Below are 9,800 nucleotides of genomic sequence, written 5' to 3'. Positions count from 1 at the left end.
CACAGCATTGCGCGCAACCATCGCAACGCGCCGGCGTTGTCTATGCGAGATACGAAGGAGGAGATTCATGATGAGGAAGACACTGGCAGTTCTGGCTACCGTTGCGGCCGTCGGCGTGACCGCGGTCGCGGCGCCTGCGCCTGCCGAGGCGCGCGGCCGCGGCATCGGTCCGGGCCTCGCATTCGGCCTCGCCGCCGGCGCCATCACCGCGGGCGCCGTCGCCGCGTCCCATCCTTATGGCTACGGCTACGGCCCGGGGTATGGCTACTATGGCGGCCCCGCCTATGCTTACGGCCCCGGTCCGTACGCCTATTACGGCGATGGACCGTACTACCGCCGCCACCATTATTACCGTCACTGGTAACGGCGGACCAAATGAAAAGCCCGGAGCAATGCTCCGGGCTTTTTTCATGCTCGGTGATCTGCTGTCGTTACGGCCAGAGCGAAGGCCGCTCCACCTTGCGCGCGTTGTCGAGCGTCGACACGAAATACTCGTCACGCTCGCGCTTGAATTTTTCCTGGGTGGCACGGAAGGCGGCGACACGGGCGGCGATCTCTTCGCGTTCGCGGATTTTACGTTGTTCGTCCTCGGTCATTTCAAATCCCCTCTGCACGTGAGTATGTGTCCTACTGAACTCAAGCACTGCCGCCGCAATCACGTTGAGTCGCGTCAACACATGCATTGGCGCTTCTGATTGGGGCGTCAATGGGGAGGAGGCATTGCAGGATTGTGATAAGCGAGGGTCGGAAAAAATTGCCGACCACGTCGTGCGCCGCAGTGGATAACCGCGTCAACAATCTTGTCGCTTGCGCATGTTGCAGCTAGCGCAAAAAACAAATCAGCAAAACCGATCGGCCAAGCCAATCGGCAAAGCAAAACGGGAGGCCGCGTTGATTGCATCGGATCTTCGCAGCGGCGTCGAGCGTCTCGGCGACATGATCGCCGAAGCCAAACGGATCGTGCCGTTCACCGGCGCCGGCATCTCGACCGAGTGCGGCATCCCCGACTTCCGCTCGCCGGGCGGAATTTGGACGCGCAACCGCCCGATCCCATTCGACGAGTTCGTCGCCAGCCAGGAGGCGCGCGACGAATCCTGGCGCCGGCGCTTCGCGATGGAGGAGGTCTTTGCGGCGGCCAGGCCCGGCCGCGGCCATCGCGCGCTCGCCTCGCTCTACCGTGCGGGCAAGGTTCCCGCGATCATCACCCAGAACATCGACAATCTGCACCAGGCCTCCGGCGTCGCGAGCGACCACGTGATCGAACTTCACGGCAACACCACGTATGCGCGCTGCATCGGATGCGCTCAGGCCTATCCGCTCGATTGGGTGAAGCGCCGCTTCGACGAGGAGGGCGCCGCGCCCAACTGTACCGTGTGCGACGAGCCGGTGAAGACCGCCACGATCTCCTTCGGCCAGATGATGCCCGAGGACGAGATGCAGCGCGCGACCGCGCTGTCGCAAGCCTGCGACCTCTTCATCGCGATCGGTTCCTCGCTGGTGGTATGGCCGGCCGCGGGCTTTCCGATGATGGCGAAGGAAGCAGGTGCACGTCTGGTGATCGTCAATCGCGAGCCTACCGGGCAGGACGACATCGCCGACCTCGTGATCCGCCACGACATCGGCGAAACGCTCGGGCCCTTTGTCGGTAATTGAGGCAGCAATTTGATTCGCGGCTGTGCAAGCTGTTCATAGGTTCCGCCGAATCTCTTTTTTGTCTATGCGTCGCAACCGGGAGTGTTATCTTTTGAGTCGAAAGATTCGCGTCGCGTCGAGTTGAGAAGATTCTCTAAAGACGCGCGATTCGGCGCCGCCATTCAGGCGGGTTGCATGGCATGTGTGGGGTCCGGGGTTATGGGGTCGTCGGACGGATTTGAGTCCAAGAAGGTCGGAGTTCCCGCGGTGGGCGAACACGGCGGTGGCGGTCGCGACAGCGCACTCAGTCCGTTCACCGGACTTGGTGAGAGCAGCGCCAACCTCGTCGAGGTTCACGGCGTCATCAAATGGTTCGACGCATCAAAGGGCTACGGCTTCATCGTTCCCGACAATGGCTGGCCCGACGTGCTCCTGCACGTTACCGTGCTTAGGCGCGACGGCTTCCAGACCGCCTACGAGGGCGCCCGTATCGTTGTCGAGTGCATCCAGCGTGCCAAGGGCTACCAGGCGTTTCGCGTCGTCTCGATGGACGAGTCGACTGCGATCCATCCGGCGCAGATGCTGCCGCCGCGCACTCATGTCACGGTCACGGCGACCAGCGGGCTGGAACGGGCCCAGGTCAAATGGTTCAACCGGCTCCGCGGTTTCGGCTTCCTGACCTGCGGCGAGGGCACGCCCGACATCTTCGTGCACATGGAGACGCTGCGCCGCTTCGGCATGACCGAGTTGCGGCCCGGCCAGTATGTCCTGGTCCGCTTCGGACCCGGCTCCAAGGGCATGATGGCGGCCGAGATCCATCCCGAGACGGGATCGCCGGTCTCGTCCCACTAACTCCATTCCCGCGATCGTGAGCAGAGGCGCGCTGGCTGGCCGGCGCGCCTCTGGCTTTTCCGGCGACCGCCACGTAAGGACTGGTCCAGTCCCACGCCTCGAGAGCCATCCATGAATTTCGATCGAAAGGCCGTCTTCGCCGTTGCGAAGGGCTGGCTTGCCGCCATCCTCGTCATCGCCAGCTGTGCCGTTGCGAGCGCGCCCGTCCGCGCCGCCAGCTTCCAGCCGCTCGAGATCGTCACCAGGAACGGCGTGCAGGTGTTCTTGGTGGAAATGGCGACCACCGAGGAGGAGAAGCATACCGGCCTGATGTACCGCAAAGAACTGGCGGACGGCAAAGGCATGCTGTTCGACTTCAATCCCGAGCAGGAGGTGTCGATGTGGATGGAGAACACCTATGTCTCGCTAGACATGATCTTCATCCGTGCCGACGGTCGCATCCTGCGCATCGCCGAGAACACCAAGCCGCTGTCGACCAGGATCATCTCGTCCCAAGGGCCAGCGCGGGCTGTTCTGGAGGTGGTGGCGGGAACGGCGCAGAAATACGGCATCCGCCCCGGCGATCGTGTTGGCCACCCGCTGTTCGGCAGCAAGTAGGCGGAAGGGGCTTATTGCCCCCGTCCTGACGGTCTTTTGGGAAGCTTGCTGGTACCTCTGGAAGGCTTGCTGGCGCTTTGGGAAGCGTGTATCGACGGGGCTCGCCGGACATTCGGGGTATAGCGCAGCCTGGTAGCGCGGCAGTTTTGGGTACTGCAGGTCGTTGGTTCGAATCCAGCTGCCCCGACCAGTCCGGAGGTGGGTCGGAACCGCACCTCAGAACAACAGCCAATCGGCGAGGCGACAGGCGATCCAGGCGAGCGCAGCTCCAGCCGAGCATGGCGATCCCGGCCAAGCCGACACGGCGCGTTCCGTGCCGACGCCCGGAGCTGCCAAAGCCTTCCTAAACCCTCGGCGCTCATTCCCCGCGCAACGCGACTTCTGCGCGATTTTTCAAGGCATTGGGCGGGTCGGACGGGGGGAAATCGTAAAACTTTGTCGAACCTTTAGGCGTCGTTCTAGACATATAGGTGTTGGGGGATTTCAGCGCCCAATGCCTAACGGACGCCGCCAAGCGATGATATTCCGCTTGCGCGGCGTTACGCTTTTCCGACCATCAGTTCGTCGCGTACCAGCCGAACGGAAACGGCAGGAACGGCCAGGCCAGCTGATTGTCGTTGGCGGCTTTCCGGGACTCTTGCTCCGGCGTCTTCGCCGGCAGAGCAGGCGGCGTCGATCGCAGCGCCAGGCGCAGACATGCACATTGCAAATTCATCGTGGTGGCCCCCGCCCGTCAATCGTTTTCAAAAATTCGCGTCAGCCTGGAAATAACCGCGCGTCCTCAAAACGACGCGCTCATTCTCAAATCGCACACAGTCTAGGAAAATCGGCGACCGCTTTCAACCGGTCTTACCGTGCGCTCACAGGAAGTAAGGTTGATCGGTTAGGTTAAGGGCGAGCGGTTGTTGCGGCCGCCTTCGTGACTGTTATCAGATCGATCCGGCTTGCGATGGCTGCCTGAAATTCGTGCTCACACGGCATCACAGTTCGTCGCAGCGCTCGTATCCCGTGAGTACTGCATCATGTCTTTCGATCGCAACGTCCGAACCATCGGTCCGCAGGCGAGCTGGACCGATATCTGGCACCTCTGGACCGTGTTCGTGCCGCGCCGCGCTCGATCAACGGGCAGCTGGTTTACGGCAAGGTCTGGCGCCGCCACGACGGCCGTGACTGGATCTACAAGAAGTTCACCGAGTACGACAGCGAAGCGGCGGCCTGACGCGGCGTCGCTGGGATCCGGCGCGGTATCGCTGCTGCCCTTCAAGCGGCCTTTGCGGCCGCAGGCTTGGGCGGCGGCGGCTTCAGCGGCTTGTCCTGCTTCTTCGACCAGGAGATGTAATAGGCCACCGTCGTCATGATCGCGATGCCGGCGACGCTGACGAAGATCTGCGCGAACAGCGAGCCCGAGCTCATCGACAGCTCGAAATGACCGACGAAGGACAGGAACACGCCGACGCAGAACACGGCGAGCGACTGCTGGCCGCACACGATGATGGGGTCGAACCCTTTCCATTCCAGGCCCGGCCAGTCCTTCGGCACGAAGCGGATCACCAGGATCACGATCACGACGAAATGGATGAAGCGGTAGGGCGCGAGGTTGGTCTTGTCGTTCGGGTTGAACGCCGAGAATAGCCATTCCGGGAACATGCCGCCGATGGTTGGGAAACGACCAGCCATGGTCATGACCAGCGCGAACAGCATGTAACCGAGACAGAGCCAGAGCGTGACCGGCGCATTGATCAGCGCCATCGAGCGCCGCGCGCCGCCCAGGGCGCACCAGGCGCCGAACACGAACAGCACCTGCCAGGCATACGGGTTGAAGTACCACTGTCCGGCCGGATAGGCGTTCAGGTTCAAACCGAAATGGCGCGCCGTCAGCCACAGCACGATGGACAGTGCCATCGTCAGGTCCGGCTTGCGCAGCATGAACCAGAGCACCGGCGGAAACAGTCCCATCAACACGATATAGAGTGGCAGCACGTCGAGATTGAGTGGCTTAAAGCGCAGGAACAGGCCCTGGCGCAGCGTCTCGGTGGCGTTATCGACCAGGCCGGCGACGTTGAACTCGTTGATCATCTCTGAATCGCCGAAGCGCAGCGCCAGATAGCTGATCGAGGCGATGTAGATCACGAACAGGATGATGTGGGCGACGTAGAGCTGCCAGACCCGCTTGGTCAGCCTCGTGGCGCCGACCAGGAAGCCGCGCTCGAGCATCATCCGCGCATAGACGAAGGAGGCGGTGTAGCCGGAGATGAAGACGAACAGATCGGCGGCGTCGGAAAAGCCGTAATTGCGGGTGGTGATCCAGTTCACCACGTTGTCGGGGATATGGTCGAGGAAGATCGCCCAGTTCGCAATGCCGCGAAACAGGTCGAGCCTGAGGTCACGGCCCTTCTCGGGGAGCGTGGCGTTGATGTTCAGGAAGGACATGCGACGGGAGCTTTCGGAGGGGACGGACAGGGAGATGTCAACGAAGCAGGGCCGCCGGGCGAGACCCCGGCGCGGAAGGCGGGTACGCAATTGTCACGATGCAGCATAATGATTATACCCATCGGCGAGCCATCCCGGGGGCCGGAATCACCGATCAGTTCCCAAAAGGTGTCTCTATACTATGCCCGCGGTTTCCACCAACTGCTACCGTGACGCATCGAAATCGAACGAAAAGACGAACAAGAGGCCCGGACGATCCATGACCGCACGCATTTTCAAGCCCGCCAAGAACGCGATGCAATCCGGCCGGTCCAAGACCAAGGAATGGCAGCTCGACTATGAGCCCGAGCAGCCGCGCGCGGTCGAGCCGCTGATGGGCTGGACCTCGTCCGGCGACATGAAGCAGCAGATCACGCTGCACTTCCACAGCAAGGAAGAGGCGGTCGCCTATTGCGAGCGCAAGGGCATCGCCTACCAGGTCATCGAGCCGAAGGAATCGGTGCGCCGTCCGGTCGCCTATGCGGACAATTTCTCGTTCCGCCGCGGCGAGCCCTGGACGCATTGAGGGCGGGCCACGCGTCGAGACTCTCGTCGTGCCCGGGCTTGCCGTCTTCGCTGAAGCTCCGCCGGCCCACACCGAATGCCCGGCGAAAGCCTTGGCGGAGCCGGGTCCCGGGCATCTACGTTTTAACCTGCGCGTAAAGGCCCGTGGATGGCCGGGACAAGCTCGGCCATCCACGCGGATACCGCTTATCGTCCTGCCCTTGGCAGCCATTCCGCCCCGTGCTTCGCTGCCTCGCATGATGCGACCATGACGAGGTGGGCTATGGCCGGGCGTGACCAGCTCGACGGCGTCGATCTGAAAATACTCTCCGAATTGCAGCAGGACGGGCGGGTTCGCAACAACGAGCTGGCGCTGCGCGTCGGGGTGTCCGGGCCCAACTGCGTGAGGCGGCTGAAATCGCTGTTCAGCCGCGGCGTGATCCGGGCGGTGCGCGCCGTCATCGACGAGCGGCTGCTCGGCTACGAGGTGGTGTCGTTCGTCTCGATCCAGCTCGGCAGCCAGGCCCAGCCGGTGCTGGCGGCGTTCGAGAGCTCGATCGCCGCAATCCCGCGCATCCAGCAGTGCTGGCGGATTTCGGGCGACACCGACTATCTTCTCAAATGCGTGGCGCCGAGCGTCGAGAGCATGCGCCAGCAGCTCCTGCATTTCGCAGCGATGCCGAACGTGAAGAACGTCCGCAGCTTCCCGGTGTTGGGCGTGGCGAAGGACGTGCCGCTGCCGTTGCAGGAGATCGTGGCGGCAGGATAGTTCGGCGGGGATGGGTCCGAAAGCGTGGCTCGCATCGCGACATCCAAAAATCCGAAGGCGCGGAGTTGATTCCCTTACCGGGATACAGGTTCGGATAAGACGGATAATAAGCTAAGTAACTCACCTAACTGTGACATGTGATTTGGGAAGTTCTGCAATGCGCCGAGCCGTGATTGCCGGTTCCTGGCGCCGGCCTACATGCGAGCTGTGAACCTCAGCCTGCGTCGCATGCCGAGGCCTCTTTTGTGGGACCCTGAAGCAGGAAAAGACAACATGACCCCGACCTCGAAGACGTTCGTCGCATCCGCTGCGACGCTGTTTGCATCTGCCTTTCTCATGATGACCGCGCCGGCTGCCCAGGCAGAAGACTACTGCATCACCAATGGCGCCCAGGCCGCACACGGCTGCGGCTATCCGACGATGGAGGCCTGCCGGGCCGCGGCCGGCGGCATCGGCGGCTCGTGCTCGCAGAGCGGCGGCGCGAAGACGTCGACCGACGCGCTTGCCTTCCAGCCGAAGCAGACGCAGTCGCGCACCAAGCTTCGCCCGGGTGGGCAGACCAACTCGAACTGATCGAGACCGGTTTCGAAATGTTGCGGCCTCCGAGTTGGATATCGGAGGCCGCAACAGCATGACAGCCCGCGTGTCAGCCATACCGTCAGCGGTACCTGCCGCGAAACTCGCGCGGTGAGGCGCCGGCCCAGGTGCGGAAGGCACGGGAAAAGCTCTTCTCGTTGCGGAAGCCCGCGATCTCGGCGATCCGCTTGATCGGGTTACGACCGCGCATCAGCTCCTGCTTGGCGAGCTCGAATTTTGCCTCTTCCTTGAGATCGCGCAGCGAGGTCGCTTCGTCGCGCAGGCGCCGATGCATGGTGCGGGTGGAGAGTGCCAGCTCGCTGGCGACATCCTCGGCTCCGAGACTGCGTCCGCGCGCATTGCGGAGCACGCGGCGAACGCGCTCGACCAGGAGCCGGTCGCGCCGATAGGGCAGCACGGTCAGCTGCAGCGCGCCCTTGAGCATGTTGTCGAGGTCCGCCGCGCTCCGGGTGAGCGGCAGCGACAGATAATGCTTGTCGAAGGTGATCGAAGCGCGGTCCGCATCGAAGCGGATGTTTCGACAAAAGATGGTCGGATAGACCGAGACATGGCCGGGCTCGGGATGCGGAAATTCCGCGGTGCGGAGCGCGATCCTGGAATCCACGGCCCAGCAGGAAAAGCCGAGAACATAGCGGAGCAGGGTGACCAGGCAGAATTCGCGTAGAGGTCCGAGGTCGCGCAGCTCGCGGATGGACACGACCGCGGTTTCCTCGACGACGGCGAGATCGAGCAGCACGTCCTCGGTGAGGAGACGATGGTGCCGGCACCAGCGCTTGAGCGCGACCTCCAGCGTCGGGGCCGTGATCGAGGCGCGGCACAGCATGCCGTAGGTGCCGAAGGGCAGCCGCCGCGCGAACCAGCCGAGCGCCTCGTCATCGAGTTCGCGCATGGCGTGGCCCGCCAGCGCTTCGAACTGGGCGGCCGTAACCCGCCCATCCGGAGAATTGACAAGGTCTGGCGTTACCTGACCCCGGCTCAGCGCCTCGGTCGGATCGCGGCCGTAGCGTTCGTAAGCGGCAACGACGCCGCGGACGAAGGCGGCGGGGGTCACGGCACGGCGCGGGACCGCGGTTGCGACTTGAAAAGGCATCGGACATCCTCTGGAAAAATCCTCGCCAAGTTTGGCCGAAAATGCAACCTTTTCGACCGCAGAAGGGCCCCGATGCCGCTAGGTTCGGTCCCCAAAAGACGGAGGAATCGCCTTGAATATCCCGAGCATCGATTTCGATCTGGGCGAAGACATCAGCATGCTGCGCGATACGCTGCGCGCCTTCGTGGAGGCGGAGATCGCCCCGCGTGCCGCCGATATCGAGAAAGCCAATCTGTTCCCGGCGGACCTCTGGAAGCGCTTCGGCGACCTCGGCCTGCTCGGCATGACGGCGCCGGAGCAATATGGCGGCTCCAACATGGGCTATCTCGCCCATATCGTCGCGATGGAGGAGATCTCGCGCGGCTCGGCCGCGGTCGGGCTCTCCTACGGCGCGCACTCCAACCTCTGCGTCAACCAGATCCGCCGCAACGGCAATGATGCGCAGCGCGAGCGCTATCTGCCAAAGCTGATCTCCGGCGAGTTTGTCGGCGCGCTCGCGATGTCCGAGCCCGGCGCCGGCTCAGACGTCGTCTCGATGAAGCTGCGCGCCGACAAGCGCGGCGACCGCTATGTGCTCAACGGCTCGAAGATGTGGATCACCAATGGCGGCGATGCCGACGTGCTGGTGGTCTATGCCAAGACCGATCCGGAAGCGGGCCCGCGCGGCATGACCGCCTTCCTGGTCGAGAAGGGGGCCAAGGGCTTCAGCCACGGCCAGCATCTCGACAAGCTCGGCATGCGCGGCTCCAACACCTATCCGCTGTTCTTCGACGAATGCGAGGTGCCCGAGGAGAACGTGCTTGGCAAGGTCGGCGAGGGCGTCAGGGTGCTGATGTCCGGCCTCGACTATGAGCGCACGGTCCTCTCTGGCGGGCCACTCGGGATCATGGCGGCCTGCATGGATGCGGTGGTGCCCTACATGCACGAGCGCAAGCAGTTCGGGCAGCCGATCGGCGACTTCCAGCTCATGCAGGGCAAGCTTGCCGACATGTACGCGACCTGGCAGGCCACGCGCGCCTATGTCTATGCCGTGGGGCGTGCCTGCGACCGCGCCGATCACGCGCGCAGCTTGCGCAAGGACGCCGCCGCTGCGATCCTCTATTCCGCCGAGAAGGCGACGTGGATGGCGGGTGAGGCGATTCAGGCGCTGGGCGGGGTCGGCTACACCTCCGAATTTCCGGTCGGACGCCTGTGGCGCGATGCAAAGCTCTACGAGATCGGCGCCGGCACCTCGGAGGTCCGGCGCATGCTGATCGGTCGCGAATTGATGGCTGAGACGGCTTAAAACCT

At 63.4% G+C, this 9,800-nt stretch carries 12 protein-coding genes, 1 tRNA gene and 1 pseudogene; 10 read left to right on the top strand and 4 right to left on the bottom strand.

Annotated elements, in window-relative coordinates:
- The first annotated feature begins 70 nt into the window (after positions 1 to 70).
- The gene (locus ACVIN2_RS03000) at positions 71 to 364 is read left to right on the top strand and encodes a hypothetical protein (protein WP_247398192.1); all 294 of its coding nucleotides are present in this window, start codon (positions 71 to 73) and stop codon (positions 362 to 364) included.
- Positions 365 to 431: 67 nt separating this feature from the next.
- On the opposite strand, the gene ACVIN2_RS02995 is transcribed toward ACVIN2_RS03000, so the two are convergent.
- Complete coding sequence (locus tag ACVIN2_RS02995) at positions 432 to 596, bottom strand: hypothetical protein (protein ID WP_007610153.1); 165 nt, start codon at positions 594 to 596, stop codon at positions 432 to 434.
- A 295-nt stretch (positions 597 to 891) separates the two neighbouring features.
- On the opposite strand from ACVIN2_RS02995, the gene ACVIN2_RS02990 reads away from it, so the two are divergent.
- The 4 genes from ACVIN2_RS02990 to ACVIN2_RS02975 all read left to right on the top strand — a co-directional run bounded on the left by ACVIN2_RS02990 (position 892) and on the right by ACVIN2_RS02975 (position 3,271).
- Positions 892 to 1,653: an SIR2 family NAD-dependent protein deacylase gene (locus tag ACVIN2_RS02990; RefSeq protein WP_456764432.1), complete on the top strand. Its 762-nt coding sequence runs from the start codon at positions 892 to 894 to the stop codon at positions 1,651 to 1,653.
- Between the two features lie 198 nt (positions 1,654 to 1,851).
- On the top strand, positions 1,852 to 2,484 hold the full coding sequence (locus tag ACVIN2_RS02985) for a cold-shock protein (protein WP_018457757.1): 633 nt from the start codon (positions 1,852 to 1,854) through the stop codon (positions 2,482 to 2,484).
- A 111-nt stretch (positions 2,485 to 2,595) separates the two neighbouring features.
- Entirely contained in the window at positions 2,596 to 3,081 is a 486-nt protein-coding gene (locus ACVIN2_RS02980) for a DUF192 domain-containing protein (RefSeq protein WP_456764431.1), read from the top strand.
- Positions 3,082 to 3,194: 113 nt separating this feature from the next.
- Positions 3,195 to 3,271: transfer RNA gene (locus tag ACVIN2_RS02975), tRNA-Pro, on the top strand.
- Positions 3,272 to 3,637: 366 nt separating this feature from the next.
- On the opposite strand, the gene ACVIN2_RS02970 is transcribed toward ACVIN2_RS02975, so the two are convergent.
- Entirely contained in the window at positions 3,638 to 3,796 is a 159-nt protein-coding gene (locus tag ACVIN2_RS02970) for a hypothetical protein (protein WP_456764430.1), read from the bottom strand.
- A gap of 307 nt (positions 3,797 to 4,103) precedes the next feature.
- On the opposite strand from ACVIN2_RS02970, the pseudogene ACVIN2_RS02965 reads away from it, so the two are divergent.
- Positions 4,104 to 4,300, top strand: a pseudogene (locus ACVIN2_RS02965) (hypothetical protein).
- 41 nt (positions 4,301 to 4,341) lie between these two features.
- On the opposite strand, the gene ACVIN2_RS02960 reads toward ACVIN2_RS02965, so the two are convergent.
- Positions 4,342 to 5,511, bottom strand: a complete 1,170-nt coding sequence (locus ACVIN2_RS02960; protein ID WP_456764429.1) for an OpgC domain-containing protein — start codon at positions 5,509 to 5,511, stop codon at positions 4,342 to 4,344.
- A gap of 259 nt (positions 5,512 to 5,770) precedes the next feature.
- On the opposite strand from ACVIN2_RS02960, the gene ACVIN2_RS02955 reads away from it, so the two are divergent.
- The 3 genes from ACVIN2_RS02955 (at position 5,771) to ACVIN2_RS02945 (ending at position 7,396) form a co-directional block, all read left to right on the top strand.
- Positions 5,771 to 6,076 carry an ETC complex I subunit gene (locus tag ACVIN2_RS02955; protein WP_007591346.1) on the top strand — a complete coding sequence of 102 codons (306 nt, stop codon included), beginning with the start codon at positions 5,771 to 5,773 and terminating at the stop codon, positions 6,074 to 6,076.
- A gap of 261 nt (positions 6,077 to 6,337) precedes the next feature.
- Positions 6,338 to 6,823: an Lrp/AsnC family transcriptional regulator gene (locus ACVIN2_RS02950; RefSeq protein ID WP_456769635.1), complete on the top strand. Its 486-nt coding sequence runs from the start codon at positions 6,338 to 6,340 to the stop codon at positions 6,821 to 6,823.
- A gap of 273 nt (positions 6,824 to 7,096) precedes the next feature.
- The gene (locus ACVIN2_RS02945) at positions 7,097 to 7,396 is read left to right on the top strand and encodes a DUF3551 domain-containing protein (protein WP_027569935.1); all 300 of its coding nucleotides are present in this window, start codon (positions 7,097 to 7,099) and stop codon (positions 7,394 to 7,396) included.
- Between the two features lie 85 nt (positions 7,397 to 7,481).
- Here ACVIN2_RS02945 and ACVIN2_RS02940 read toward each other — a convergent pair whose 3' ends face one another.
- Positions 7,482 to 8,510 carry an AraC family transcriptional regulator gene (locus tag ACVIN2_RS02940; protein WP_456764428.1) on the bottom strand — a complete coding sequence of 343 codons (1,029 nt, stop codon included), beginning with the start codon at positions 8,508 to 8,510 and terminating at the stop codon, positions 7,482 to 7,484.
- Positions 8,511 to 8,667: 157 nt separating this feature from the next.
- Between ACVIN2_RS02940 and ACVIN2_RS02935 the strand changes: the two genes are divergently transcribed.
- On the top strand, positions 8,668 to 9,795 hold the full coding sequence (locus tag ACVIN2_RS02935) for an isovaleryl-CoA dehydrogenase (RefSeq protein ID WP_456769634.1): 1,128 nt from the start codon (positions 8,668 to 8,670) through the stop codon (positions 9,793 to 9,795).
- Positions 9,796 to 9,800 lie beyond the last annotated feature (5 nt).

It is taken from the genome of Bradyrhizobium sp. USDA 3650 (assembly GCF_054057395.1).
The sequence above is the reverse complement of the archived record's forward strand: the minus strand, read 5'-3'. Positions and strand labels throughout refer to the sequence as shown.

What these genes read in the sequence shown, in the direction of transcription:
- ACVIN2_RS03000 (WP_247398192.1), top strand. Translation starts at nt 71, where the DNA reads ATGAGGAAGACACTGGCAGTTCTGGCTACCGTTGCGGCCGTCGGCGTG.
- ACVIN2_RS02995 (WP_007610153.1), bottom strand. Translation starts at nt 596, where the DNA reads ATGACCGAGGACGAACAACGTAAAATCCGCGAACGCGAAGAGATCGCC.
- ACVIN2_RS02985 (WP_018457757.1), top strand. Translation starts at nt 1,852, where the DNA reads ATGGGGTCGTCGGACGGATTTGAGTCCAAGAAGGTCGGAGTTCCCGCG.
- ACVIN2_RS02980 (WP_456764431.1), top strand. Translation starts at nt 2,596, where the DNA reads ATGAATTTCGATCGAAAGGCCGTCTTCGCCGTTGCGAAGGGCTGGCTT.
- ACVIN2_RS02970 (WP_456764430.1), bottom strand. Translation starts at nt 3,796, where the DNA reads ATGAATTTGCAATGTGCATGTCTGCGCCTGGCGCTGCGATCGACGCCG.
- ACVIN2_RS02960 (WP_456764429.1), bottom strand. Translation starts at nt 5,511, where the DNA reads ATGTCCTTCCTGAACATCAACGCCACGCTCCCCGAGAAGGGCCGTGAC.
- ACVIN2_RS02955 (WP_007591346.1), top strand. Translation starts at nt 5,771, where the DNA reads ATGACCGCACGCATTTTCAAGCCCGCCAAGAACGCGATGCAATCCGGC.
- ACVIN2_RS02950 (WP_456769635.1), top strand. Translation starts at nt 6,338, where the DNA reads ATGGCCGGGCGTGACCAGCTCGACGGCGTCGATCTGAAAATACTCTCC.
- ACVIN2_RS02945 (WP_027569935.1), top strand. Translation starts at nt 7,097, where the DNA reads ATGACCCCGACCTCGAAGACGTTCGTCGCATCCGCTGCGACGCTGTTT.
- ACVIN2_RS02940 (WP_456764428.1), bottom strand. Translation starts at nt 8,510, where the DNA reads ATGCCTTTTCAAGTCGCAACCGCGGTCCCGCGCCGTGCCGTGACCCCC.
- ACVIN2_RS02935 (WP_456769634.1), top strand. Translation starts at nt 8,668, where the DNA reads ATGCTGCGCGATACGCTGCGCGCCTTCGTGGAGGCGGAGATCGCCCCG.